Origin of the sequence: Stenotrophomonas sp. GD03819, assembly GCF_029841665.1 — a bacterium.
Lineage (GTDB): Bacteria > Pseudomonadota > Gammaproteobacteria > Xanthomonadales > Xanthomonadaceae > Stenotrophomonas > Stenotrophomonas geniculata.
In genome coordinates, this window is record NZ_JAOCEW010000004.1 from 22,894 (window position 1) to 49,238 (window position 26,345).

The 26,345-nt window shown below is 64.2% G+C and carries 25 protein-coding genes and 1 pseudogene; 7 read left to right on the top strand and 19 right to left on the bottom strand.

Going from position 1 to position 26,345, the window contains the following annotated elements; translation table 11 throughout:
- Window positions 1-8: 8 nt before the first annotated feature.
- The 17 genes and pseudogenes from N5D45_RS03370 to N5D45_RS03450 form a co-directional block, all read right to left on the bottom strand.
- Window positions 9-854 (bottom strand): hypothetical protein, encoded by an 846-nt coding sequence (locus N5D45_RS03370; RefSeq protein WP_279938464.1) that lies wholly within the window; start codon window positions 852-854, stop codon window positions 9-11.
- 520 nt (window positions 855-1,374) lie between these two features.
- The gene (locus N5D45_RS03375; RefSeq protein WP_171954473.1) at window positions 1,375-2,382 is read right to left on the bottom strand and encodes an XVIPCD domain-containing protein; all 1,008 of its coding nucleotides are present in this window, start codon (window positions 2,380-2,382) and stop codon (window positions 1,375-1,377) included.
- A 57-nt stretch (window positions 2,383-2,439) separates the two neighbouring features.
- The gene (locus N5D45_RS03380) at window positions 2,440-2,976 is read right to left on the bottom strand and encodes a hypothetical protein (RefSeq protein WP_049455020.1); all 537 of its coding nucleotides are present in this window, start codon (window positions 2,974-2,976) and stop codon (window positions 2,440-2,442) included.
- Between the two features lie 1,007 nt (window positions 2,977-3,983).
- Window positions 3,984-4,511, bottom strand: coding sequence for a DUF4189 domain-containing protein (locus tag N5D45_RS03385; protein ID WP_082587856.1), 528 nt, complete (start codon window positions 4,509-4,511; stop codon window positions 3,984-3,986).
- A gap of 9 nt (window positions 4,512-4,520) precedes the next feature.
- Window positions 4,521-5,645 (bottom strand): type IV secretion system protein, encoded by a 1,125-nt coding sequence (locus tag N5D45_RS03390; RefSeq protein WP_082587855.1) that lies wholly within the window; start codon window positions 5,643-5,645, stop codon window positions 4,521-4,523.
- A gap of 76 nt (window positions 5,646-5,721) precedes the next feature.
- Window positions 5,722-6,510: a hypothetical protein gene (locus N5D45_RS03395; RefSeq protein ID WP_231298632.1), complete on the bottom strand. Its 789-nt coding sequence runs from the start codon at window positions 6,508-6,510 to the stop codon at window positions 5,722-5,724.
- 32 nt (window positions 6,511-6,542) lie between these two features.
- Entirely contained in the window at window positions 6,543-8,990 is a 2,448-nt protein-coding gene (locus N5D45_RS03400; RefSeq protein ID WP_049455396.1) for a VirB4 family type IV secretion/conjugal transfer ATPase, read from the bottom strand.
- Between the two features lie 82 nt (window positions 8,991-9,072).
- Complete coding sequence (locus N5D45_RS03405) at window positions 9,073-9,381, bottom strand: VirB3 family type IV secretion system protein (RefSeq protein ID WP_080392955.1); 309 nt, start codon at window positions 9,379-9,381, stop codon at window positions 9,073-9,075.
- Window positions 9,374-9,778 carry a TrbC/VirB2 family protein gene (locus N5D45_RS03410; protein ID WP_049455398.1) on the bottom strand — a complete coding sequence of 135 codons (405 nt, stop codon included), beginning with the start codon at window positions 9,776-9,778 and terminating at the stop codon, window positions 9,374-9,376. The genes N5D45_RS03405 and N5D45_RS03410 overlap by 8 nt, the downstream gene beginning before the upstream one ends.
- A gap of 580 nt (window positions 9,779-10,358) precedes the next feature.
- Window positions 10,359-10,823, bottom strand: a pseudogene (locus tag N5D45_RS22555) (lytic transglycosylase domain-containing protein); the annotation flags it as partial.
- Window positions 10,824-10,838: 15 nt separating this feature from the next.
- A complete protein-coding gene (gene virB11, locus N5D45_RS03420) occupies window positions 10,839-11,882 on the bottom strand; it encodes a P-type DNA transfer ATPase VirB11 (RefSeq protein ID WP_049455400.1) in 1,044 nt (347 codons plus the stop codon).
- Window positions 11,883-11,896: 14 nt separating this feature from the next.
- Complete coding sequence (locus N5D45_RS03425) at window positions 11,897-13,150, bottom strand: TrbI/VirB10 family protein (protein WP_049455401.1); 1,254 nt, start codon at window positions 13,148-13,150, stop codon at window positions 11,897-11,899.
- Complete coding sequence (locus tag N5D45_RS03430; RefSeq protein WP_049455402.1) at window positions 13,147-13,926, bottom strand: TrbG/VirB9 family P-type conjugative transfer protein; 780 nt, start codon at window positions 13,924-13,926, stop codon at window positions 13,147-13,149. The genes N5D45_RS03425 and N5D45_RS03430 overlap by 4 nt, the downstream gene beginning before the upstream one ends.
- The gene (locus N5D45_RS03435) at window positions 13,923-14,972 is read right to left on the bottom strand and encodes a type IV secretion system protein (protein ID WP_049455403.1); all 1,050 of its coding nucleotides are present in this window, start codon (window positions 14,970-14,972) and stop codon (window positions 13,923-13,925) included. The genes N5D45_RS03430 and N5D45_RS03435 overlap by 4 nt, the downstream gene beginning before the upstream one ends.
- Window positions 14,973-15,061: 89 nt before the next feature.
- A complete protein-coding gene (locus N5D45_RS03440; protein WP_057503358.1) occupies window positions 15,062-15,508 on the bottom strand; it encodes a hypothetical protein in 447 nt (148 codons plus the stop codon).
- Window positions 15,509-15,935: 427 nt separating this feature from the next.
- Window positions 15,936-17,615 (bottom strand): type IV secretory system conjugative DNA transfer family protein, encoded by a 1,680-nt coding sequence (locus N5D45_RS03445; protein WP_010484842.1) that lies wholly within the window; start codon window positions 17,613-17,615, stop codon window positions 15,936-15,938.
- Window positions 17,616-17,651: 36 nt separating this feature from the next.
- The gene (locus N5D45_RS03450) at window positions 17,652-17,909 is read right to left on the bottom strand and encodes a hypothetical protein (protein WP_029379975.1); all 258 of its coding nucleotides are present in this window, start codon (window positions 17,907-17,909) and stop codon (window positions 17,652-17,654) included.
- Between the two features lie 245 nt (window positions 17,910-18,154).
- Between N5D45_RS03450 and N5D45_RS03455 the strand changes: the two genes are divergently transcribed.
- Window positions 18,155-19,366: an MFS transporter gene (locus N5D45_RS03455; protein ID WP_197656366.1), complete on the top strand. Its 1,212-nt coding sequence runs from the start codon at window positions 18,155-18,157 to the stop codon at window positions 19,364-19,366.
- 16 nt (window positions 19,367-19,382) lie between these two features.
- On the opposite strand, the gene N5D45_RS03460 is transcribed toward N5D45_RS03455, so the two are convergent.
- The gene (locus N5D45_RS03460; protein ID WP_043398672.1) at window positions 19,383-19,862 is read right to left on the bottom strand and encodes a MerR family transcriptional regulator; all 480 of its coding nucleotides are present in this window, start codon (window positions 19,860-19,862) and stop codon (window positions 19,383-19,385) included.
- A gap of 89 nt (window positions 19,863-19,951) precedes the next feature.
- Between N5D45_RS03460 and N5D45_RS03465 the strand changes: the two genes are divergently transcribed.
- From N5D45_RS03465 to N5D45_RS03490, 6 genes are all read left to right on the top strand, one after another.
- Window positions 19,952-21,190 (top strand): NADH:flavin oxidoreductase/NADH oxidase family protein, encoded by a 1,239-nt coding sequence (locus tag N5D45_RS03465; RefSeq protein WP_057502492.1) that lies wholly within the window; start codon window positions 19,952-19,954, stop codon window positions 21,188-21,190.
- Window positions 21,191-21,283: 93 nt separating this feature from the next.
- Window positions 21,284-21,760 carry a hypothetical protein gene (locus N5D45_RS03470; protein WP_057502491.1) on the top strand — a complete coding sequence of 159 codons (477 nt, stop codon included), beginning with the start codon at window positions 21,284-21,286 and terminating at the stop codon, window positions 21,758-21,760.
- A gap of 103 nt (window positions 21,761-21,863) precedes the next feature.
- Complete coding sequence (locus tag N5D45_RS03475; protein WP_057502490.1) at window positions 21,864-22,133, top strand: hypothetical protein; 270 nt, start codon at window positions 21,864-21,866, stop codon at window positions 22,131-22,133.
- A 125-nt stretch (window positions 22,134-22,258) separates the two neighbouring features.
- Entirely contained in the window at window positions 22,259-22,504 is a 246-nt protein-coding gene (locus N5D45_RS03480) for a hypothetical protein (RefSeq protein ID WP_057502489.1), read from the top strand.
- A gap of 98 nt (window positions 22,505-22,602) precedes the next feature.
- The gene (locus N5D45_RS03485) at window positions 22,603-22,851 is read left to right on the top strand and encodes a hypothetical protein (RefSeq protein WP_005410137.1); all 249 of its coding nucleotides are present in this window, start codon (window positions 22,603-22,605) and stop codon (window positions 22,849-22,851) included.
- A 181-nt stretch (window positions 22,852-23,032) separates the two neighbouring features.
- Complete coding sequence (locus N5D45_RS03490) at window positions 23,033-24,736, top strand: PAS domain-containing sensor histidine kinase (RefSeq protein ID WP_010484824.1); 1,704 nt, start codon at window positions 23,033-23,035, stop codon at window positions 24,734-24,736.
- Window positions 24,737-24,744: 8 nt separating this feature from the next.
- On the opposite strand, the gene N5D45_RS03495 is transcribed toward N5D45_RS03490, so the two are convergent.
- Complete coding sequence (locus tag N5D45_RS03495; RefSeq protein WP_197656368.1) at window positions 24,745-26,268, bottom strand: FAD-dependent monooxygenase; 1,524 nt, start codon at window positions 26,266-26,268, stop codon at window positions 24,745-24,747.
- Between the last annotated feature and the right edge of the window lie 77 nt (window positions 26,269-26,345).

Here is a 26,345-nt window from a genome sequence, read left to right on the forward strand (position 1 = left end):
ATCGCGCGTCAGGGGCTGGAGGCCGCGACCGGCGCCGACGCACCGGCGGTTACGAACAGATCCGGCCCGGAATCCGGGAAGCCACCACAGGCGCGATCGCCCGGCGCTACCGGGTCACAGGGCCACTGCGCCCGCGCGACCTTCTCACGCAGCTCGAAGCGATCCCCCGTCCAGACCACGAACGCGATGTGCTCGCGGTTCCAGTCACCGTAGGCGCGCGGACCGCCCTTCTGCGCAGACTCCGGGTACTGCACGAACCAGCGCATGGCCGGGCCGTACTGCAACTTGCTATGGTCCAGGCTGATCCGTCCCTTACGCGAGAGCTGACGCGCACGATCGGCCTCCGTGACCGGGGGCATGGCCGGCATGGCATCGGCGGTCACATCCCTCGGCGCCGCGTCCCCGCGGACCTGGTACACACGCTGGGCCACATAGGCCTCGCGGCAATCACCCGCTGGCACGCGGACCGGCTCCGCGCCGTACTCATCTCGGTTGGCGACCTGGTCGCTGCAGGTGAACGGTGCTGACACCAGATAGAACGTGCTGTCGGCGTCGCGCCCTTCCAGCGAGCGCACCCAGATGTCGCCGATCCGCACGATGAAGTCCGGGCGCTGGCCGTAGCCCGGCACCGCCTTGAACCACGCCTTCTGCTGCACCTCACGCTCGCGCCAGCTGCGCGGCAGGTGGATGTCCTGCTGGGGCAGCGCGACCAGCAGCGCGGCCAGATGCGCCGGCATCCTGCCCTGGCAGGCGCCGATCAGCAGCTCGCCCTGGGTCGCCAGCCGCCCGGCCAGATCCACCGGGCAACGGGCGCCAAGCGCGCGCTCGGTGGCCTGCTCGGGCTGCAACGGCACGATGACCAAGGCGGGTGGCGCGGGAGCTACCGCCGGGACGGCTGGCTCGACGACGGCAGGCGGTGCAGCCACAGGCGCCGCCGCTGCGGGCGCAACGGGCGCAGGCGCCGGGTCCGCAGCCGGCGCCGGCTGCGCGTCCACCACAGGTGTCACAGGGGGAGTCGCGGCAACCCGTACTTCGGGAGCCGGTGCCGCGACAACAGCTTCGGCCGCCATGGGTACTGCAACGGGCGCCGTCCCTGCAGGCGCTTCAACGGCCACCTCGGCAGCGGGGGGCGTCTCCACGACGGGTGACGCGGCCTCCTGAGCCTGTGCCGACGCTGCGGTGAGTCCAAGTGACAGCAGCCAGAGTGGCGGCAGGCGGCGCACGGATGCACTGCAGAGAGCGGCGGCGTGCCGGGCATTCGGGGGAACGATTCGCATGTGGTGTCCTTACGAGTGGGTTTCCATGTCGGCGCCACAGGGCGCCACGCGTCGTACGTAAAGCGCCTGCGGGCACCCTGCCCGCAGGCATCAGGTGCTACAGGGATCGAGAACGCTGCTCCTGCTCGCGGGCAAGCGCAGCCGCCGGGTCCTGCTGGGCGACGCTGGTAGCCAACTGCTGGCTGCTCTGCGCCAGTGGCTGCTGCGCCGCCTGTTCGCGATCGACCGAAGCGCGCAGCATGGCCGGGTCACCCAGCGCGCCCTGCACGGCAAACAACGTGCGACCGTCATTGCCGGCCAACAGGTGATCGATACGCGACATTCCGGCCTTCTGCGCGCTGAGCGCCAGTGCGCCGGCGGCATTGTCCAGTTCCTGCACGCTGCGCAGACCGCTTTGCGGCCCCATTTGCTGCAGGTGCTGGCGCGCTCCCGAGAACAGCGTGTATCCCGGCTCGCCCGGTTGCGACATGTCGCGTCCCGTTGCCTGCTGGGCAGGCGCCCCCACTTCGCCACGCTCGAGGCGCGCCATCACATCGGGGGTCAGCTTCTGCTGCCACACGTCAAAACGCTGCTGGCGGGCTTCGATGCCGTTGAGCGCGCCATTCAGGGCACGCGTGGCTTCGCGCACATCCTCGCGCGCCGCCTCCGGCACCCGCGTCTGCCACTGCCACACGGCAATGCGACCTGCGTGCTCGGGCTGCGCGGCCAGTTCCGGGTGATTCACCAGGTCCAGTTCCAGCGCCTTGCCGGCACGCTCATAGTTCTCCTTGCCGACCAGCGGCAGATAGCCGCGGCCGTGATACTTCAGTGCGTCGCCAGGGGCATCGTTGCCCATGCGCCCGCCGTACATCAGCTCAGCCAGGTTTTCCGGGTGGCCACGCAGCGCTTCCTGGCGGGCGCTCTCCAGCGCACCGTTGCCATTGCGCCACGCTGCTTCCACCGGGATCTGCGAGATGCCCCGGGTGAAGTTGAAACTCTCGTTGAGACGGCTCAAGCCACGGGATTCATGCCCGGCCTGCGCCATGAAGTTGGCCAGTTCCCGGGACGAGGTGATGCCGGCCTCCGTGGCCTGTCGCAACAATTGCGATTCTCTATCCTGCGACACGGTCAAACTCCTGCTCGATCATCGTGGGGTCCTCCTGCCTCCTCACAGGCGCGGCACTCAAGGCAAGCTCACGTCGGCAACCACGGACGGGTCAAAGTCCTCAAACCGTACCCTACCCAGCTCGGCCGCCGAGAAGTCACGGGTGTGGGTTGCCTCGGTCTCGGTGTCGACCACCCGGCGCTGCACGCCATGGACCCAACAGACCTGCTCGGACGGCGCGTAGCGGAACGTGTAGGTGCTGCTCCAGCGCTCGCGGCTGCCGCCGTTGGTGATCACGCTGAACGCGCCATCCTCGATCGTCACGTAGGCGAAGGGATCACCGGCAATGCCGCCGCGGGTAGAGCATGGCACCAGCTTGTCGTTGCGCGCCGCCAGTTGCCATCGGCCGGCAGCATCGCCCAGCAGCAACAACAGCACCCGGTTGGGACCGTGCTCGCCCGGCACCAGGCCATCGGGGGCGGGCTGATCGATCACCAGCAACTGGTCGTCGATGCCATTGCCGGTCAGATCACCGCGCACGGCTTCCAGCAGGTTCGCGCCGGACGGCACGAACGCCAACGCATTGTCCATGTTCGTGCCGCTCCCCTTCTGCATCCCCTGCCACTCCTTCGATCCCGTCTTGCCAGTACCCGTGCGCCGGCCGGGACACCGCGCAGTGCGCCGCAGGCCCCGGTGTCCGCCAGAGCGGATGATAGCCCCGGCCCTGCGGCGGTGGTGTTGTGGGGGTGCGTCACCCGCACCGCGGGTCGTCAGCGTCCTCATGGACGGGAAAGCTCCTGCGTTCGATGGCACTGATGCGCCGGAATTTTGACGCGCAGGCAGCTTACTTCGAGGAGGCTTCAGTCGTCGAAGGGGGAACGGAGCGAAAAGCGGACTTGATCACATAAAAGCGGGATCGACTCTGCTGACCTATCTGACGCCTTATCAATACTTCCGGAAGACGGGCAAGGAGAATTCGGAATAGACGACGGCGCAATTTCCGCCTCCGGTATCCCGACAATGACCAATTGCATTTCCAGCTACGGTCTCTGCATCCACCGCCGTATCCAAGGAGCCCTGCCCCTTTCCTGAGGACGGTACAGCGAATGCAACGCATTGGTTGTAATAGGTGACCGAAGACTTGCAGTCCTTTGCACCCTCTGCCGCGCACTTCTTTATCGCTACATCCACCGCACACCGCTCGCTGGACTCATTGGCTGCGGTGCCGACGAGATTTGACGTAGGCGATTCAGCCACGGCTCCCCATCTTGTCAACCACTCCCCCAACGGCTGAGCAGGAGCGGGAGCAGAGGGTGAGGCCGTTCCAGCAACTGCACCGGGAATTGGTGCGCACCCGCTGACACCCTGCCCACCAATTGGGTAGAAACCAGAAGGGCAGTTGCCTTCAGCCGCTACCGGCGAGGACCAGAACGAAACACTGCCAGAATTCCGACAAAGTATCGCATCAGGCATCCAGGACGACATTGAAGAACGGAGGCAGCGGCCATGTACCTCTGACTGCCGAGCAAATCGCGTGAAGGTAGTGACGGTGGTGTACCGCCCTGCACCAACAAACGCTCCCCTAAAGCCACCAGGCATCCGAGCGAGGCCTGGACACACCGTCAATACTTGCGGAAGATCGGCGCGGAACATGCCGAGTAGATCATTTTGCAATGCGCCCCGCCTGCTGCCTGACAGTCTCGCATGGCCTGCTCCCCGGCGCTCTCCACGGTCCCCGAACTGGCGTACTGTGTACCGGTGGATGCCAGTTCCGAGGTGACAGCAGCCACACATTGATTCTGGTAGGTGAACTCGATCCTGCAACGTCCACCGTTCTTCTCGCAATTCGAAATCGCGGCCCTCTTCGCAGCACGCTCACTGGGTTCACCTACAGATGCGCCCCCCTCCGAACCGCTGGATGAGCCAGCGAGTGCGCCCCAGGTCTTAACCCATTCACCCAAGGGCCTGGGAGGAGGAGTAGGAATCGTGGCGCTACCCCCAGAACTGGCTCCTGGAATCGGCGCGCAGCCCTGTACTCCCTGCCCTCCAATCGGATACATACCGGGAGGGCAGTTCCCCTCCGCACTTGCAGACGAGAATACTAGAAGGAGCATTGTTGCGACGACGGCTCGCATAAATCGTTTAGACATAGTCAGACCTCAATTCCGATCGTTGTTCGCAGCACCCCGTTGGCCTGCATGAGGCGCCGCTTCGCCGGTGAATCCTGACCGCTGGGCCCCAGCAGCACCCGTTCGCATCTGCGTATCAGCAGGAGGCATCGCTGGCATAAAGAATCCTCCGCCATTCGACCCACTAGAACCCGGCGGCTGCCCATTCGGACCCGGCGACGTCGGCACCGCGCTACCGCCTATCTGCGAATATGCCATGAAGGTACCCAGGGTGCCCTGGAAGAACATCGCGGCCATTGGGGGCGCAGTCAGGATCAGCGTCGTCAGGATCAGGCCCATGCCGCCCTGCTGCAGCGCCATGCTGCTCATGCCCTCGGTCAGGTTCGACCCCAGCAGTGCACCCAGCGCGGACGCGCCCCAGAACGAAGCCGCCACGCGCGCCACCATTTCCATGGCAATGCCGGTCATCGCCGCCAGCACCGCCATCGAGAACATGGTGCCGATGCCATAGAACAACCATCGTTGGAACAGCGACTTTGTCTGCTCGAACAGCAGGCACAGGATGAACAGTGGTCCGAATCCGATGAACAGCGCCAGCGCGATCTGGTACAGCAGCAGCATCGCACCCGCAGTCACGGCGGGACCGCCCGTTCCCAGGCCGATGAACCACATCGCGCGGGTCTTGGCACTATCCAGCGCCACGTCGCCGGCCACATCCAGCACGCTTACCGACGTGAGTGCCAGCTGCATGTAGCCCAGGTTCTTGTCGATCAGCTCCTCCGCGGTCGACTTCTTGCCGGTCACAATGTAGGTGATCTGGTCCTGCACATCGCCGGTCAGGAAGTTCTGCAGCTTGGTTCCGAACATCGCCATCGACGTCGCGACGGTAACGATCAGGGCGGCGCGCGCCATGTTCGTCATCAGTGCAGCCATCGAGTCACGGCTCCGTCCGGTCACGATGCGGAAGCCTTGGATGAGCACCCACAGCGTCATCAGCACCAACGCCATCGTGCCGACCCAGGTCATCATCCGGCTCAGGATACCGTTACCGAAGTTGGTGATCTCGTCGCGCAGATAATCCAGGATCAGCCGGAAGAAGACGAAGTCGCCCACCGACGCGAACAACGTGCCGTGCAACAGATCATTGAACACCATACCGTGCATCATTCCCTGACTCATCACATCACCCGCCCCGCATCGGGGCCCTGCTGGAGTGCGTTGCGCACGTGATTCACTTCGAAAGCGCGGCCTTCAGCGCGCCGGCCTTGATGACGCTGCCAATCGGATTGCGCTCGCCACGCAACGCGCGCTCGGCCAGGTTCTTCTGCCGCCCCTGAAGGGCAAGAATCTGCTGATCGTAGACCTTGACGGTGGTTTCCCACTTCTTGAATGCCTTATCGAGTTCGACCGCAGTTGCCGTGTTGTTGGAGATATCCTCCTGCAGCGCGCCTTCGTTCTTGAACGCATTGCGGATCCGGCGCAGCTGCTGCAGCATCTGCTCCATTGCCGGCATGGACATCTGCACGACCTCGACGGTCTCATTGTACTTCTTGTTCTCAAGCACCTGGATGTACGAGCAGATCGCACGCTGCTGCGCGCCGATATCGCCACCCGGGCTCATGTTCAGCACCGCCATCAGGCCGCTCATGCTGATCATGGAATCGCCACCGCACTTTTCGGCCACGTTCCAGTTCTCGGGAATCTTCGTCAGCGTGGGCGTCGGCGGCATCAGCGGCGAAGCAATGATCTGGGTCCAGTTCTGCAGCTTGGACAGCCAGTTGTCGATGGTCTTGCCGTACTGCTCTGCCGTCTGGCTCCAGCGCGCGGCCGTCTCGAAGTACTCCTTGCCGGCCTTCATCTCCTGCAGGAAGTTCATGACCCAGTTGAACGGGTCATAGACGGTCATCGCCTGCGCCGGGCTGGTGCCGGTGCTCACGGTCAGGCCCAGCGTCAGTACGGCTGCCATCAGGGGCGCCATGCGACGCCGGCGAATGGGCTTGCGTTGGGTTTCGGTCGTCATGGCAGTTTCCTTGTTCGTTTGAGTGGGCAGGTTCATGCCGTCTCCTCCTGATCCTGTTCGGCCCGCTTGCCCGAGCCCTTTCGATTCTTGTAGAACGCGTCCAGCCACTGATCCGGGGTCAACTCGTCCACCGTCACACGGTTGCGGACCGCTGCCGTCTGCAGCACGCGATGCATGATGTCGATGTTGTCGGTCGAGGCCGAGATCACCGACAGGATGTCGTCCATGCCGCGCAGGTTGAGCTGGCAGACGCTCGATGCATGACCCTGCTTGACCAGGAAGCAGCGCGAGCGCTCGTCCAGCGCGGTAACCACCTTGAACTCGGCCTCGGTCAGCTTCAGGCCATCCATGTAGTCGCTCTTGCTGGCGTTCGGGTTCGGCAGCAGAATCAGCGTGGCGGTCTGTTCGATCAGGGCCGCGGAGATGTCGCTCTTCAGCGCATCTTCCGGGCTCTGCGTGGCGAAGATGCCCAGGCCGTTCTGCTTACGGATGGTCTTCTGCTTGTTCTTCGCGAACTCCTTCAGGCCACCCTCGCCGTCCAGGATCTTCCAGAACTCGTCCATCACGTAGATCAGCGGACGGCCGTCGATCAGCGACTCCAGGCGGTGCAGCAGGTAATTGATGACCGGCACGCGCACTTCAGGGTTGTCGATGATGTCGGTGTAATCGAACCCGATGATGTTGGCCTTGCTCAGGTCAACGGTATCGACCGGGTTGTCGAACACCCAGCCCAGCGAATTGCCCGAGGTCCAGCGGCGCATGCGCGCGTAGAGACCGTCATCGCCCATGTTGGGCAGGCTCTTCTGGAAGTTGGTCATGTTGCGCAGGTGCATCGGCGTATCGAGCATGCTCTCCACTGCGCGGTAGATGTCCTCTTCTTCACGGGCACTGTACTCGCGCTTGCCGGCCAGCACCTTGATCAGGTCGGCCAGGAACTGCACGTTCGACTCGTTGTTCTCGCACTGGAACGGGTTGAAGCCAGTCGGCGCACCGTTCTCCAGGGCCAGGTAGTTGCCGCCGCAGGCACGCACAAAGATCTCCGCACCACGATCCTTGTCGAAGAAGAAGATGGTCGGCGACGGCTCGTACTTCTGCACCTGGCTGAGCAGGAAGTTGATCAGCGCGGTCTTACCGGTACCTGACTTACCGATCACCATGGTGTTGGCGATCGCCTTCTCGCCCAGCGAATTCTCCGACGGATGGGTCGCGTGGAAGTTGAAGTAATACGGCTGGCCGTTGGTGGTCTGCAGCGTGGTGACGCAGTCGCCCCAGGGGTTGTTGTGCTGCTTGCCGGTAGCAAAGTTGTGCAGCGGTGACAGGCCCAGGAAATTCAGCGAGCTGACATTGGCCAGGCGCGTACGGTAGCGCCAGTTGCCCGGCAGCTGCGAATAGAAGGACGAGGTAACCGCCAGGTCTTCCTTGGTCGACACGAATCCGGCGTTGGACAGCTCGGCCCGGGTCGAGGCGACGTTCTGCGAGAGCTTGGCCTGCGTGTCGCCGTACACCGCCATGATGAAGTGGTACTCGCCCAGCACGAAGTTGCCGGACGACAACTGATCCATGGCCTGGTCCAGCTCGACGATCTGGCTGACCGCCTTGTCGCCGGAGGAGATCATCATGCCCTTGGTGCGGTCGAGCACCTTCAGCGCGTCCTGGCGCCCCATCGGGCTGAACGAATGGGTGATGACATACTCGTAGTCCAGGTACTTCAGGCCGTTGAGAATGCCCGGGTAGGTGCCCTCGGCATACTCCTTGATGTTGAGGATGGCACCGAAGTGGTTGGCGCCATTCGGGGTGTTGATGACAAAGTCGCCGGTCTTGGCCGAGAACATGTGCCGGCTGACCGGCAGGTAATCCTTGATCGGCGCCGGCAGCACCGGCACCGGCTCGTCGATGCGGTTGATCAGGTATCCGAACAACTCCAGCGTCTCGGAGAACACCACGCCATTCTTCGCCTCGTACATGCCCAGGCGATACGGCGCGTAATCACGGATCACGGCCTCGACGTTGCCGGCCAGCTCCATCAGCTTCTCGATGGCCTGTTCCTGCTCGGCACGCAGGCGATCGACGTTCGCCGACTTCTCCACGAAGCGCTTACCCGATACCACCGGGCGGTAGATCATGGTCAGGTACAGCTCGTTCTGCATGATGCGCTGCGAGGACAGCATGCCCATGTACTGATCGGACACGTCCTGGTTGAAGCGCTGCCGGTAGGTGCTCTTGCCTTTCAGCGTGCGACGGCGCCGAATATCGTGCACCCAGAAAGCCACGTTGACGAAGTCCGGCGCACGCAGCGTCTGCAGCAGGCGATTGAAGGTGTTGTGCCGATGTTCCAGTTCCCATTCCTCGCGACCCACGAACGGCAACCCCTCCAGGTACCAGGTCAACAGGTAGTCACCGCCCGTAGTCTTGACCACGTTCGGGGCGACATGCGTCGACAGGGGAATGAACTCACTGATGGAGGTATCTGGGCTGAACATACGACTGCTTCCAAAGAGTTGCTGCCAGGGAACTTCGAGGTGGCCTGGCGGGCAGCACGCGACCGCCAGGCCATTCCGGACCTCAATCCATTCGGGCCGGCTTGTTGCGGTAATGATTCGGGTTGAATACCCACATGCCGTCGTGCTGCTGCACGTTGCGCACCCGCAGCTTGAACATCAGGCGCAAGCCCATCAGACGAAAGATCATCTCGTCACGTTTGGCCATCTGCCGCATGATGAAGATTGCTACCGGAATGGTGAGCAGGAACCAGAAATTGGTGTAGACGCTCAGCAGCAGCAACCCACCTGCCACCATGAAGAATGGCAGGTAGGGAACGCCCAGGAACATTGCCGGGCGAGTGCAACCGCGGAAGACGACGTTCTTATGCACTGTAGTAGAGCACTGCCTGCTGGATCAGCATGGCGGTCTTGCCTTCGCAGGTGCCGTACTCGTCACCCAGCAGCATGCGGGCGATCTGGCCGGCGGCACCGATCAGGACGCCACCGATCAGGATCGGCGAGACCTCGCTGATGCGCTTGTGCGCGAAGGCAATCTGATAGCCGGCGAAGATGACCGCGATGGTGACGACGGCAATCGAGGCCATGTTCAGCAGGCCATTGATGTTGGAGAAGAAGCCGCAGACCTTGCCGTCGGTACCGCCGTAGTTGGTGGCGCCGTTGGTGGCGAACACCTGCGGGGCGAACAATGCGCCGACGAAGATCGTTGCCATCAGCAGGGTCTTCAGCGTGCGCTGGGCCTGGACGAGGTCGAGATTGGATCGCTTCATGGATTGATTTCCTTGTTGATGGACTAACACAACTGAATCGACCAGCCGGGGGACTGGCCGCACCACGACTTCGTCAGAACACGAAGGCCGCATCCCCTGCGGGAATCTGCTGCACCGGCGCGCCCTGCGCCGGCGCGTTGTACGAATCTGCGCTTTCCGCCACCGGTAGGTTGCGTTCGCTCCACGGACGCAGCATCACCGGGCCATTGTCGGTGCCGCCCGCGGTACCAGGAAGCTGTTGCGGCATTGCCAAGCTGTTCTGGGACGGCAGGCGTTGGGCCATGCCCTGCGGGAACTGCGCCTGCTGCGGCTGTGCAGCCCCGCCCTGCTGACCTGCCTGCTGGGGCTGCATCATCCGGTCCACCGACCCCAGGACGACCTTGGACAGCGCCTGATCGGCAATATTCAGCAGACTGCCGCGCGCCATCGCACCGGTGGACGGGTACACCACGTACGCACGCGCTGGATCATCCGAAGGAACGTACACCGGTCCGTTCGACTGGGCGACAATGCGCGCCTGTGCCGGCGACGCCAGCTGCGGGTGATGCTCGACCTTTACCGCGCGCCGTTCGCCACGGCTGATCACGTCGATCGGCGTGACGCCGTTGCTGGCGACCTGCTGCCCACGGCGGATCGAGTCGTAGACCTTCTGCACATAGCCGTGACGGAAGCCGGTTTCGAAATTGCCCGAGTAGTAGCAGCTGAACGATTTTCCCCAATCGCCACCCGAGCGCTTGTAGCACTCGGCGAGGATGCGGGATCCGGCCTGCAGGTTCGGGCACTGCTGGAACGCTTTCTCGTACGAATCCAGCCCGTACTTGCCTAGGTTGTAGCGGTTGACCTGGGCCAGGCCGATGGAGAAGTTGTAGCCCTTCTCTTCCAGCATGCGCACTGTGGCCAACGCCTCGTCCAGCGCCTTGGGCTGGCGCACCAGCGCACCTCCCACCACGCCGATCGCGTAGGGATTGCGCGACGATTCGACATTGATGACGTGCTGCATCACGTCCATCGACACGGCCATCTCCGGGCACGCCATCATTTCCAGTCCTGGCAGCATCCTTCAGCCCTCCTGCCCCTGGGCGCGCCCAGGGTTGAAATCGATACCGGTGATGTAGCGGGAACCGGCATGTGCCTTGATGTGGACGACGATATCGATGGTCATCATCAGCAGTCGCTTGATCACGTTGAACTCAAGCCCAGAGCCTTCGCTGGAGGCCTTGACCATCAGCGCCAGCTGGTCCCAGGTCTGCTCCGGGCTGCCGGCATGGCAACTCGTGATCGACCCCGGATGGCCCGATGCGCAGTTGCGGATGAAGTAGAACGCCTCGTCACCGCGCAGCTCGGCCAGGATGATGCGTTCGGGCTTCATGCGCAGGCACGCTTCCATGCAGCTCTTGGCGGTGACATTGCTTGCGCTCTGCCCCCCCTTGGAGTACAGCAGATGCACCACGTTTGGTTGGGTCAGAAATAGTTCGCGCGCGTCCTCGATCGTGACCAGGCGTTCACTGTCCGGGATATGATTCACCAACGCTTTCATGAAGGTGGTCTTGCCGCTACCCGTCGCACCCGATACCACGATGTTCTTGCGGTACATCACCGCACGCCGGAAGAATTCGGCGTACTCACGCGAATGGCGCAGCTCCAGCAGCTCGCGATCGTGTTCGCTGATGCTGCCGTCGCTCTCCAGGATCTGGTTGAAGAATCCATCTTCGTGATACTGCGTGAGTGACTTGGTGTGCTTGGACGGCAGGCGGATGGTGATCGACACCTTGCCCGCGTCACACGCCGGTGGAATCACGAACTGGGCGCGCTGACCGGTCGGGAACGTGAGCGAGACCACCGGATCGGCATCGGTGATGCGCTGCCCGGTGTTGCTCTCGTTCACCACTGCCGTGCAGAACTGCCGGGCCCGCTCGAAGGTCAGGCTCGGCACCTCCACCCGCTGCCACCCGGCCCGGGTTTCCAGGTACAGCTCGCCGGGACGGTTGATGCAGATTTCCGTCACTTCCGGCGAAGTCATGTACTCGGCGATGCCCAGCACTTCGTACTGATAGCGCAGGAAATCGCTGGAGACGAGGGCGAGGGGTGACACTTCAGCGTCCATGGTCGTTCGTTGGGTTACCGGCGGGGATGCAGCACGTTGGTGAAATCGACGTCCTTGGCGACGTAGACATTCACCACGGTGCCCTGGTTGATGGTGACGGTGGGCGGACGGCGACTGCTGCCGAGAGCTTCGTTGGCCAGGCGCTCCATGGTGCGTGCGGTGGCGCTTTCATAGGGCGACTGGATGGTCATACCGTTGTTGGCCACGGTCGTGGTCTCCGGACCGTGCTCTGCAGCGGCATACTTGAACGCGTCGGCCAGCAGGCTGATCATCAGCGCCGAAGCGATACGGCTGCCCCAATGCGCGCTGTACTGACCGGGATGGCCCGCACCGCCCAGACCATCGGTACCGGGGCTGGACATGGCCACGTCGATGCCATTCGGGGTGGTGATGCGATCCCAGATGACTTCCACGCGCTTTCCGGTCGGACCACCACCGTAGGCGCCATAGATCTTGGAGCCCTTCGGCAGCAGCAGGTTGCGGCCATTGATCGAGTACACCGGCTCCGTCAGCAGGCACGAGGTGTAGCCGGCGATGTCGGTGATGATGCGGGTTTCCAGCACGCAGCGCAGGTACGTGCCCCGCACCAGCAGTGCATCCGGACTGCGGATGTAGGTGGCACTGGAGACATCCTCCACATCCGGTCCACGGCGCACCTTCTGCGGCTGCGCTTGCGGATTGGCCGCCGCCTGCATGGCCGCGATCATCGCCTGGTTGTAGTCGGAGCCGCTCTGGCCGTTGGCGGCGCCGCCCGCCTCGCCCCCGCCCACGCCGGAGCCGCTGCCCATGCGACGGTCCATCAGCGTCGGTCCACGATCATGATCCGCCTTGGCCTCGTTGCCCATCGGGAAGCCCGGCATTGGCACTTCCTGCTGCGGCGGAGGCGGCAGCATCGGGATCGGATCGGCAACCGCGATCGGGGGCGCCGGCTCGGTCGCCCCGACAACGCTCGGAAGCTGCGGCGTGGTGGCGCGTGCTTCTTCCTGTGGTTTCTTCTGCTCGGCTGCATCGTCCTGCCCCTTTCGGAACAGCAGGAAACCCATAGCCATCAGCAGCAGCACGATACCGCCCAGGAACAGCAACGCCTTGCGGTTCAGGCGCTGTTCCTCTGCCGAGCGCAGCTGCGGGGCTCCTGCATCAAGATCAGGCGCGGCCTGCTGTTCGGCTGCGTTGCCGAAGTAAGGATTGGACGGCGGCTCCTGGCCTGCGGCGCCCTGGGAATAGGGAGACGGGTTCGGGTCGTTGCCCGGGGTGTTCTGCTGACTCATTTCTTCACGTTCCTTCGCAGGCCGACGACGAAGTCGCCGTGGCGGATGACCAGGTACGGGTAGGTCCCGTGCACGATCAGCGTGTTGCCTTCAACCGTGGTGTTGACCACGAAGTCTTCACCGTATTCCGTTTCACGACCGAACACGGCCGGGAAGATGCCGGTCTTGTATTCGGGCGAGTTCGGCAGCTTCAGATAGGTGAAACGGCTATCGTCATAGGCGTTGACCGGGATCAGCCAGCCCATCTTCTTCGCCTTGCTGGTCGAGTAGGAGTAGTTGAAGTTGTACTGGCGATCCTTGGCCAGTTCAGCGCTCAGCAACGGCTTGGCTTCTTCCTCGACCGCTTCCTGGGCGACGCCGAACACGGTGTCATTCGGATAGACGAAGGCGATCTTGTACTGCACGCCGGCACGACGCGCCTGCTCCAGCTGACGCCAGTCGGTCGCCACCACCTTCAGTTCGAAGATGTAGGAGTGGGTTTCGGTGCGCACCATCATGTTGGTGTCCACGTCAACGTTCTTCGGCTTGAGGTAGAACACGTTCTCGCGGCGCGTCAGCTCCCAGCCGCTGCTGAAGCCGGTGCTGTAGTCGAGGATCTTCTCGTTCGGGCTCAGCTCGATCTGGGTTGTCAGTCCCAGGCCGGTGCGAACCGGATAGATGCGGTCCTTCTCGTATTCGTAGTGGTCCACCGCCTGCGCCATCGCTGCTGCAGAAAACAACAGCGACAACATCGACAGCAGCGCCAGCGCGCGTCCCCTGATCTTTCGACTACTCATCGGTTGCTTGCTCCATCAGCAGTTCCGGTGGAATTGTTCTGCACCGGCCTCATGGCCGGCTGTCCGGGCATGGCCTGCCCCGGCATTGCTTGCCCCTGCACGGGCTGTCCCGGCACAGGCTGACCTGGCATCGGCTGGCCCGCGACCTGGCCGTTGGCCGGCACCGGTGCCGCGACCGGCTGGCCGGTGGCCGGGTCGATCATGGTGGCGGCGGCCGGATTGTTCGGGTCGTACACGCCCTGCGCCTGCTGCGCTGCCTGTTGTGCCGCCTGCTGCGCCTGCGCCTGCATGGCGCCGTCGTCCGGCACCGGAACGCCACGCGAGTAGTCGTTGTCGACGCGATACTCGGTGACCTGGAAGGCCAGCGGATTGAGGATGCGATCCTGCTCGGACAGCGCCAGGTTCTGGTTGTACTCGAAGCGCATCGTCACCAGCTGGTTGTCAAGGTACGTGGACGCACCAGTTCGCTTGTCCAGCAGGCTGCGCTGGATGCGTACCGAGGCGCCGCGGAAGCTGCCATTGGGCTCTGCGCCCAGCGGCGTGATGCTGAGGATCTTGACCCGGATGGCCTTCTCCCGGCCATACATCACGAACGGGTTCTGCGGGTTGTTGCCGGCATATCGCTGCCGCATCGACTGCGACACCGGGCCGTTGGACATCACGAACACCAGTTCCCAGTCGCGCAGGCCCATCACCGCCGAGTCGTACGATTCGCGCGCCAGCACGTACTGGGCGACGTTGCTGCGATTGATGGCTTCGTTGGCGGTGATGGTCTCGCCTTGGAACGTGCCACGCAGGCGCGCGACCGTCGCGGTACCCGTATACGCGTCGGCCATCACCAGGAACGGCACCTTCTCTTTCAGCGGCAGCATGTAGTAGTAGCCGCCCGCCAGTGCGAGCGACATCAGCAACGAGCCCGTGGCGACCCACCACGCGCGCCGCTCGCTGCGACGCGCCATGTCGGCCACGGTGATCTCGTAGCTGACCGCCTTGGCGACCGACTGCTCGACCTTGGGACTGTTGCCGGGATCCTTCTTGCGGAACATGGATTCTTCCGTACTGCTGAAACATCAATGGGCATGGAGCCCCTGCGACAGGCGCGGGGAGCAGCACGTTCGATGGTTTCGAGGTGGACTCAGGTGCCGCTGTTGGAATCAGCGCCCTGCGCCGACGCGGTGGGCGTCGAGCCAGCGCTCTGCACAACGATCTGGTTGCCAACAATGGAGACGGAGATGCCTTGCGCCGAATACGCCGAAGTCAGATCGATCACAGCCTGCTGTGCATTGGTGGTGTCGATCTTCGAGACCGCGCCATACAGCGTGAAGTCCGAGTTGAGGCGGTAGTCCAGTGTTCGTCCGGAATCCTTGGCCCAGCGCTCGAGCATGGCTTTGAGCGTGCCATCCATCGGCGAGGCCTGGTAGACGTAGCTGGAGTACAGCGGGATCTCGGTCGTCGCCACGGCAAAGCGATTGACCGGCTTCCAGCGCCCACCGAAATCGGGGGCGGACTTGGTGGCACACCCTGCCACCATCAGCGCCGCGACTGCGGCGATGGACATTTTCGCGATAAACGCCTGATTCATACGGGCTTCACTTTGACGTACGAAAAAGCAGTCCCGAGCATTGGTTCCCTGGTCGTCCGGCGCTGCATGGCGCACGCCGGAATCGGGGAGACGCGCTGGCATGCAGCACACCTGCCCCGGCTCCCCTGCAGCCCGAAAGCTGCCAACCAGGTCGCGGGGCCGCCAGACGTTGCCGACGACACACCCGCACACCCTCACCAACGTCGAAACCATCCTTGTTTCCATGGCACAAACTCCTGGCCACCCTGCGTTACAACTTTTGCCATCCAGCACACACTTCTGGATGACGAACACAGAGTTACACAACCACGCGTCAATTCCATGTCAGACAAGTCTGAAAATCTATGAACAGATGCCGAATTTTTGACTCAGGTCACGATTTCATGTCAGTGAATATGAATCCATGTCACAAATTTAGCGACGTGAATTAGACGTTAAGCATCGGAACGTCGACCTTCGGCAGCAGCCGCGACGTAAAATAGCGGTCCTTGTAATAGCGGATCTTGTCGCACTTCACCGGATGCGGTATGCCCTCGTAGAGGAATACTTCCTTGTCCGGCCCCATCGCCTTCAGCTCCTGAGGCAGCATCAGTGCGCGCCGCTCCTCGGTGAAGTTGTGGGTTTTCTCGCGGGCATGGGTGACGTTCTTCTTGCGGATGGTGGTGTAGCCCAGCATGTCCGAGTAGTCGTTGGCGTCCTGCTGCTCGCGCGGCGCGTACAGGATCTGCAGCGCGTGGTTGGTGATGATCGTTCGCGAGACTTCCCGGCCATAGGTGGCATCGAGCTGGGACATGCTCTGGATGATCGGCAGCAGGCGGATGTTGTAACCGGCCATGTAGGACACCGCCGAGGCGATGATCTCGACCTTGCCGATCGAGGTGAATTCGTCCATCAGCAACAGGCACTGGTACTTCAGGTCCGGGTTGGACTTGGGCAGTTCCTTGGTGTTGAGGTTGATCAGCTGGCTGAAGAACAGGTTGATGATCAGCCGGCTCTCGGCCAGCTTGTTCGGCTGGATGCCGATGTAGATGGTCATCTTCTTCCTGCGCACGTCGGTCAGCAGGAAGTCGTTGCTGCTGGTGGCCTTGTCCAGCACCGGGTTGATCCAGGGATTGAGCGGCTCCTTGAAGGTGCCGAGGATCGAAGCGAAGGTCTCGTCGGCCTGGGACAGCATGTTGGCGAACGCCGAACGGGCGTTGCCACTGAGGAACGACCGCTCCGACAAAGCCTTGAGGTACTTCTTCAGATCGGTGCCGTCGCCCGATGACAACCGGTAGACAGCGCCCAGCGTGGGCGTGCCCGAACCGCCCGGGAATCCGCTGCTGCGCTCGTCATCCCAGTTCTCGAACAGATACAGGGTGAAGGCCATGAACGCGTTGCGCGCCTGGCTGACCCAGAATTTCTGGTCCTCGGCCCCATCCGGATACAGCATCGCGGCAATGCTCATCAGGTCCGAAACCCGGAACGCCGGATCATCGGACACATAGCTGAGCGGGTTCCAGCGGTGCGTGCGCCGATCTTCGGCGAAGGGATTGAACAGGTAGATCTCCTGGCCCTGGCTGGCGCGCCAGCCACTGGTCAGGTCGAAGTTCTCCTGCTTGATGTCCAGCACCACCAGCGATTCGCCGTACTCCAGCAGGTTGGGGATGACCACGCCCACGCCCTTGCCCGAGCGGGTCGGCGCGGCCAGGATCACGAACTGCTGGCCGTCCAGCCGCACCAGCTTGCCGCTGTGGCTGCCGACCACGATGCTCTGCCCGGTCTTCTTGAACATGCCATGCTTGGACAGGTCGGCGCCGGTGGCGAAACGCGCGTCGCCATGCAGCGAGCGCTTGTCCTTCTTCAGCAGCAGCACCAGGCCGGTCACCAGCAGGGCCAGCAGCGGCAGACCGAAGCCCACGTAGCCAGCCCATTTGATCTTGCCCACGAAGGGCGCGACCTGTGGCTGGTCCAGCGCATTGAAGTACTGGTAATAGGTGTTCCAGGTGAACAGCTTGGTATCCAGGCCCAGGAACAACAACGTCAGGTAGCCGGAAAACACGAAACCAAGCAACAGGGTCGCCAGCGTGGTGATGGCGATGAGCAGATACTTCTTACTGGGCAACACCCGAATCCTCCATGATGCGCACAAGGGCGCGACGGCCTAACGGCGGCGCCAGCGCGACGCCTTCTTCCGCAGGTGGTTTTCGTTCTCCAGCCCGGGCTCTTCGCCCTCTTCACGCACCCGTTGCAACAGCAGTTGGCGCGCTTCGGCCAGTGATACCAGGTCGGTCAGACGATCCCCATCGTCGGCGACGACCGCATGGCCGACCACATCGCCCGGAGCGTACACCGGCGCGTAGGACACCGCTACCAGCTGATAGCGGCCGCGCGTCTCCAGCACATGCCTGAACTCCTGCATCGACATCCTCCTTGTTCCAGCATTCCACAGCCCCTGCACGCCCATCATGCCGACCGCCGTGTCGTCATCACATGCAGGAGTCCGGCAACAGGGGGCCGCACGCGCTGCAGCACCGAGCCCGTGCCCGGCGTGCCGCAATCCCATCGATCAAACACTGATTTGCCCCCGGCGTGGCTGCTGCTGTTGCGGTGCAGCAGTACAATGACTGGCTCCCCGCCCCCATCGCGCCCCCATCGCGCCCCCGCATGAGCCCCAACGCTTCCCTGGCTGCGCGGCTGACGCCCCGTCAGCGCACCTTGATCATTCTTGCCCTGTCCCTGGGCGGCTTCGCCATCGGCACCAGTGAATTTGCCAGCATGGGCCTGATGCTTGAGATCAGCCGCGGCCTGTCGATTTCCGAAACCCAGGTCGGCCACCTGATCAGCGCCTACGCCATCGGCGTGGTGGTCGGCGCCCCGATCCTCGCCTTCGTCGGCGCCAGCTTCCCGCGCCGTAAGCTGCTGCTGGCACTGATGGGCTTCTATGCCGTCGGCAACCTGGCCAGCGCATTGGCACCAAACTACGGCACGATGCTGATCGCGCGTTTCGTCGCGGGCCTGCCACACGGCGCCTACTTCGGCGTGGCGATGCTGGTGGCGGCGGCGATCAGCCCGGCCGGCCAGCGCGGCCAGGCGATGTCGCGGGTGCTGCTGGGCCTGTCGATTGCGATCCTGGCCGGCAATCCGCTGACCACCTGGCTGGGCCAGCAGCTGAGCTGGCGCACCGCCTTTGCCCTGGTCAGCCTGCTGGCCATCGCCACCGTGGCGATGATCGCGCGCTTCCTGCTGCCGGACCCGGACGAAGTGCGCACTTCGCCGATGCGCGAACTGCGCGCCTTCAACACCACCCAGGTGTGGCTGGCGCTGGCAATCGGCGCCGTTGGCTTCGCTGGCATGTTCTGCGTGTTCACCTACCTGGCGCCGACCCTGGTGCAGGTCACCGGCGTAGCCGAATCGTGGATGCCGCTGGCGGTGGGCGTGTTCGGCATCGGTGCGATCATCGGCAACATCGCCGGTGGCTGGCTGGTGGACAAGTTCCACTTCAAGGCCGCCGCGGTGGTGCTGCTGTGGTCGATCGTGATGCTGCTGCTGTATCCGCTGGCCGCGCAATCGGTGTGGACCATCGGCCCGATGATCATCACCGTCGGCACCATGGGTGCACTGGCCGCGGTGCTGCAGACCCGCCTGATGGACGTGGCCGGTGAGGCGCAGACGCTGGCCGCTGCCTCCAACCATGCCGCCTTCAATACCGCCAATGCACTCGGCCCGTGGCTGGGCGGCATGGCGATCAGCGCCGGCTTCAGCCCGGCCAGCACCGGCTATGTCGGTGCGGCCACTGCGATCGGCGGCCTGCTGCTGTGGTGCGTGGCGGTGATGCTGGACAAGAAGCGCAAGGCAGCCGGCGTGGGCAGCCACTGACCTTCGCGCCGGATCGTCAGCTGCTGCCCGCGCGGCGGCGGCGATCCGGACGCAGCAACGCCGTATCGCCGGCCGCCAACGTCGGTCGCGCCAACTTACCGCGCCGTACGCGGTCCAGTACCCGCCGCGAGTTGGCCGCGCAGTCGATGCCCTCTGGCCGTGCCTGGATGTCCTCGATCAGGGCCAGCAGATGGGCCCGGCTCTGTGCCAGCCGCAACTGCAGCGCCTCGATGTCGGTCACCTTCTGCTGCAGCATCGTGATCAATGCGTCGTGCTGCCACTGGCCCATGTCCGGTGGCAGCAGGGCGCGTATCTCCTCCAGGCTGAAGCCGGCGCGCTGCGCACCGGTAATCAGCTCCAGCAACAGCACCGCCTGCTCCGGGTAGTCGCGGTAGCCGTTGGCCTGCCGCTGGACCACCAGCAACCCGGCCTCTTCGTAGAATCGGATGCGCGACGCTGCCAGACCCGTGCGCCGGGCCAGCTCACCGATCTTCATCTGCCTGAATCCTCGACATCGGAACCTGTTGACCTTCAATCAAACTTGAAGGTTAGCGTAGCGCCATTCCCCTGTCCTGGAGCTGTCCGATGTCGCTGTTCTCGCCCCTGGCACTGCCCTCCGGTGCCGTCATCCGCAACCGCATCGCCAAGGCGGCGATGGAGGAAAACATGGCCGATGCCGACCACGCCCCCTCCGAAGCGCTGCTGCAGTTGTACCAGCGCTGGGCCGACGGCGGCGCCGGACTGATCATCACCGGCAACGTGATGGTCGATGGGCGCGCCATGACCGGGCCGGGCGGCGTGGTACTGGAAGACGATTGTCACCTCGACCGCTTCACCGCCTGGGCGGACACTGCCCGCTCGCGGGGTGCGCAGATGTGGATGCAGATCAATCACCCGGGGCGGCAGATGCCGGCCGCACTCGGCCAACCCGCGCTCGCGCCGTCAGCCGTTGCTTTGCAGATGGGCGCGCTGTCCAAGCAGTTCGCACCGCCGAAGGCGATGACCGAGGACGACATCGACGCGGTGATCGCGCGCTTCATCCGCAGTGCCGAGCTGGCCGAGCGCGCCGGTTTCAGCGGGGTGGAGATCCATGCTGCGCACGGCTACCTGCTCAGCCAGTTCCTGTCGCCGCTGTCGAACCAACGCAATGACCGCTGGGGCGGCAGCCTGCACAACCGCGCGCGCCTGCTGCTGGAGATCGTGCAGGGGGTGCGCGCGGCCGTGGCGCCCACCTTCGTGGTGGCGGTGAAGCTCAACTCCGCCGACTTCCAGCGGGGCGGCTTCTCGCCCGAGGACGCGCGCGCCGTGGTGGAGATGCTGGCGCCCCTCGGCGTGGATCTGGTCGAACTGTCCGGCGGCAGCTATGAAGCACCGGCCATGACCGGCGCCGCACGCGACGAACGCAGCGTGGCCCGCGAAGCGTACTTCCTCGAATTCGCACGCGAGATCGCCACGGTGGCAACGATGCCGCTGATGGTCACCGGCGGCATCCGCCGCCGCGAAGTGGCAGAACAGGTGTTGGCCAGCGGCGTGGCCATGGTCGGCATCGCCACCGCGCTGGCGATCGAGCCGGATCTGCCGCAGCACTGGCAGCAGGGCCGCGACCCGGTGCCGACACTGCGCAACATCAACTGGCGCAGCAAGCCGCTGGCGGCCAGCGCGCACATGGCCGCAGTGAAGTATCAGCTGGGCCGGTTGAGCCGGCACCGCCCCACCGCGCCCGGTATCTCACCGGCCTGGGCACTGCTGCTGGCACAGGCGGACGTAAAGTGTCGGACCCGCCGCTACCGGCGCTGGATCGGCGCCCGCGTCATCGCACATTGAGCCGCGCGGACTTCTCATCACCGCAGCGATGCTCCACCATCTGCAGGATCGGCGGCACTCCGCCGCCGGTCGCAACTTGGAGATGGAAGCCACGTGGCAGCAGGATCGACCAGGAACCGCGAGAAGCTGCTCGACGACCTGCTCTCGCTGGGCCGCAACTGCGCACTTGCCATCGCCATCGCCGGTGCCGGCGCGGCCATCCACTACAACGAATCGGTCTACGAGGCCGGGCTCTGGCGTGGCCTGCTGCCCACCCTCTGCTTCCTGGTCGCGATCATCTGGATCGTGCTCAGCATCATCCGCTTCGACCTGACCCTCCAGCAGCACTTCGAGCGCAAGCGCACGCGCTGGCTCAGCCGCCTGCTCTACGTGGTGCTGCTCGGTACCGGTATCACCGCCGTGTTCTTCGTGACCGAACTGGCGTCCAACAACCACATCGCAAGAATGTGCGACGCCGTGGCCAACGAACCGGCCAGCCGGATCCACAGGTCCGCCGAGTGCCAGCGCCTGTATCAGCATCGGGCGGCCTACCGGCAACGGCTGGAGTCGGCCGAGGGCGAGTTCGACTGAAGCCTGCGCCGGCTTCGCATCGCGTGCGCGAAAAACACATGGCGTGGATATGCCGTCGGGCACAGTGGCTGCGCCTCCCTTGCAGCGAACGAACGCCGCCGACATGCACCACCCACCCGCCCCTGCCCGACACGATGCCATCGCCCTTCAGGCCGGTGTACTCGGCAGTGTGTTGGGCGTGACGCTGTTCAAGGCAATCGCACTGTCCGCACTGGCAAGTGGATCCTTGATGGTGATCGGGCTGTGGCTGCTGGCCTGCGCGCTGCTGGCTGCCTGGGCACTGGCCGCCTGCCTGGCCTGCCTTGCGCTGAGCCGGCGCGTATTCGTGCTGATGCTGGCGCTGTGCATGATGCTGATGATCTGCGTCGCCTGACAGCAGCAGGCGCCGGACTATCGCGCATCTGTTATAGAATAACAAGTGCGGTTGGTCGGATTGTGCGTGCCCGGGGTCACGGATTTGAATTCCATGGCCAGCCCGGCACCACCCGAGACCTCCCCATGACCCTGCAGCCCCTGCTTCGCGCCTCCCTCACCGCCGTTGCCCTGGCTTCGCTCAGCGCCTGTGCCACCTATGACGACAGCAACATGCATCAGGCCTGCCAGGAATCACCGCATCTGAAGGACCTGCCGCCCGAAGTGGCTGCCCGCGAGAGCCGCTGCAACAAGGGCGTGGAAGTGTGGTCGAGCGAGCGCAAGGGCAGTGACAGGCCGATCGACCTGAGCGGCAGGAAGAAGGATCTCTGAGCCGCCCGGCATCTTGATCGTTCCGATGCATGCGGATGACCAGCCCGTCACGATCAGGAGGGCAGGATAAGGCCTCCCCCACCGCGACGACTTTCCCGATGCCGGCCACTGGTCACCCTGTCATCCATGCCTTTGAAGCTGTGTTCGACCTGTCTGGCGGGGTGGAGCGCATTACGGCGCTCACTGTCATCTGCCGGCATTGCTCTGAAACCCGCTCGGCCAGCGAAGACAACTTGGTCCAGCTGCCGGGCGGTGCCTTGTTCCGCTGCGATGGATGCGGCAGTCATCAGGCGGTGAGCCATGCGCGGGTTGCCGATTGGCAGGTGAATTCGCTTCTGGGTGTCTGAGGCTGGAATACGACGGTGCCATGACGCAGGCTGTTGGCGCAGGGATGATGGTGAAGTCAGAGGCCGCCCCGTGAGCCACCTCGTCGGCCCGAAGGGCCGATGACGGCCAAGGCGCAGGACCTGTGCAGAGCGCAATGACATCACCTCGGCTAAGCTGCGGCACCTTTCTTCGCGCACGGCCATGCATCCCTTCCCCCTTCCTGTCTCGGCACCCGATCAACTCGCCTACCGGCTGCTGCAGGACAGCGACTGGGCCCGCTCCGCCGACGCCGCCAACGCTACTCCCGAACTTCGCGCTCTGCTGGCGATGATCCTGGATTCTCCGGAGCCGCTGTGGATCGCATGGGGCCGCGACAACAAGGCGTTCTTCTTCAACGATGCCTACCTGCCGATGCTGGGCGGCAAGCTGCACGGCGCCATGGGCAGCCGATTGGAAGACGTCTGGGCGGACGTCTGGGCCGACGTCGTCGATGCTGTCAACGACGCCTTCGGCGGCACGAGCCGCAGTTTCAAGAACATGCCGTTGATGATGGACCGTGATGGCACGTTGCGCGAGACATTCTGGACGTTCTCCTACTCGCCGCTGCGTGCCGGTTGCGGAGGCGTGGCCGGCATCATCTGCGTCGTCAGCGAGCAGACCGAACGGGTGATCGAGCGCGACCGGCACACGCGCCAGGTAGCGGCCATCACCGAGCAGGCACGCGAGGCCCACCTTGAACTGGTACGCGCCCGCGAACAGCTGCGGCAGTCGCAGAAGCTGGAGGCCATCGGCCAGCTGACCGGCGGCGTTGCACACGACTTCAACAATCTGCTGCAGGTCATCACCGGCTCCGTGGACATGCTGCTGCATACCTGGCCAGCCGGAGATGCGCGCCTGCGCTATGTACAGGCCATCGAAACCGCCGCTGACCGCGCCACTCGCCTGACCGCCCAGCTTCTGGCGTTCTCGCGTAGACAGAGCCTGTCGCCGCAGGTGTTCGACCTTTGCGAGAGCGTGCGCGCGCTTTCAGACATCATCACCACAGTACTGGGTGCGCGCATCTCCGTATCAGTAAACCTGCCCGACGCCCCGTTGCCGGTACTGCTGGACCGGACCCAGCTCGACACCGCACTGATCAACATCGCGGTGAACGCGCGCGACGCCATTGACGGCCACGGCAAGGTGACGATCGATGTGGAACAGCTGACATCGGTGCCTTCCGTGCGGTTCGCGGCGCCGATGAAAGGCAACTTCGCTGCGATCAGCGTCAGCGACACCGGTGCCGGTATCGATCCGTCCGTGGTGGACCGGATCTTCGAGCCATTCTTCACCACCAAGGGAGTGGGCGCGGGCACCGGGCTTGGCCTCAGCCAGGTGTTCGGCTTCGTCAAGCAGTCCGAGGGCGAAGTGGACGTACAGAGCCAGGCCGGTGTCGGTACGCGCTTCACGTTGTATCTGCCGCTGGCGCAGGAAAACGCCACCATCGAGCTGCCGACCACGCAACAGGGGCTGCTGCATGGCCACGGATTGTGCGTACTGGTGGTGGAAGACAACGTGGATGTGGCCGAGTTTGCAGTCGGGGCGCTGCGCGAGCTTGAGTACAACGTCGTACTCGCGCGCAATGCCGACGAGGCACTGGCGGAGCTCGAGCGCGACGCTGCGCGTTTCCACGTGGTGTTCAGCGACGTGGTCATGCCCGGGACCAATGGGCTGGATCTCGCCCGCACCATCCGCAGCCGCCTGCCCGATCTTCCGATCATTCTCACCAGTGGCTACAGCGAACTGCTGGCCCGCGATCCAGGCCACGGTTTCACGCTGCTGCGCAAGCCCTACTCACTGAAGCAGCTGGCCTCCGTGATGACCGAGGCCAGCCGTCGCTCGCAGACGATGGTGACTGCGCTTTAGCCGGCAGATCACCGCGTCGGATCGGTCCAGGAAGCAAGCGCCGAATCAAGGCCGGGCATATCTCCTCCTATGCCGCAGGTCCAGGCAACGATGCCATCCGGGCGCACCAGCACCGCCCCCAGACCCGATGCCGCATCTCCAGTATCTGCGGCACAGGCGATGGAAGGCTGCCAGCGTTGGCCATGCTGCGGCGGCGAAGACGCCGGGTCGAAAACAAGCAGCGCCCCCTGCCCCGCTCTCAGCAGTTCGCCCAGGCGGCGGCCATCGGCCAACCGGAAGTCCGGCGCGCTCCTGCCGACCAGCGGGTGCTCTCCGCCAAGTTCCAGCTGCTGCGAAACACCCCAGATCCGCTCGGCCAGATACGTGGCCCCATCGCGGGTGCCGGCCAGGTCGGCCATGATCGCTGCCAGCGCGCGCGAGCCGGCCCCGGGACGCATCAGCGCAACCTGCGCGCGCGACCAGTCCAGCACCTTGGTGCCCACCGGATGGCGCTCAGACTGATAGCTGTCCAGCAGCGCCTCATCAGCCTTGCCCCGCACTACGGCGGCCAGCTTCCAACCGAGGTTCATCGCATCGCCGATGCCAAGGTTCAGCCCCTGGCCGCCCAACGGTGAATGCATGTGCGCGGCATCACCTGCCAACAGCACACGGCCGCTGCGATAGGCCGTCGCTTGGCGCGCAGCATCGGTCCATGTCGTGGCCAGGTGCAATGCAGTGATCGTTGCCTCGCGGCCAGACACCCGCCGCAGCAACGCTTGCGCGGAGTGCCGGTCCAGTGGCGTGCGATGGCCCGCGCCACCGTCGAAATCGGCCAGCGCCAGCAGGCCTGGCGGGTTGAAATTGCACATCCCGTGATCGGTGAACTGTCGGCCCGGTGTGAGTACACACCCATCTGCCAGTTCGACCAGCAGCGTGTAACCGGTGAACTCCGGCCCGGTTCCAGCAAAGATGAAGCCCGATTGCTTGCGTACCGTGCTGCGGGCCCCATCACAACCGACCAGCCAGCGGCCGTGGACCCTGCCGGAGCCGATGTGCACGGCAACCTGCGCCTCGTGCGCATCCACCGCCTGTACCGCACGCCCGCGTTCGATGCGAACGCCCAGCGCAATCGCACGTTCGGCCAATACCGTTTCCAGGGCCTGCAGCTCCACCGCCATCTGAGTGCCTACTGGCGTCGGCAGGCGCCAGCTCCAGCGCGTGCGGTCGACGTCGTCCAACGCAAACGGAATGCCGGCGAAGTGGCCACCCAGCGCCCGCGGTTGCGCCAGCCAATGGGCGGCGCCTAGCGGCGGCGCGCCCTTGTCGGGCTTGAGCACCTGAGTTGCGACGACCGCGTCCAACAGGCCACGCCGATCCAGTGCCTCCAGCGTGGGGACGTTCAGGCCGCGCAGCCCGAATGGCAGGCGCTTCAACGGCGAATCAGCAGACCCGGCCTGTTCCAGCACCAGTACCGAACACCCGGCATGGGCCAGTTCGCAGGACAGGAACAAGCCAACCGGGCCAGCACCGGCAATGACGACGTCGTACAGCATGGAGATTCCTTGTGAGCGCCGGGTCGGCGCCCTGGCGGGAAAAATGTTACACTCGGTGTACGTTTTCACACGTGAAC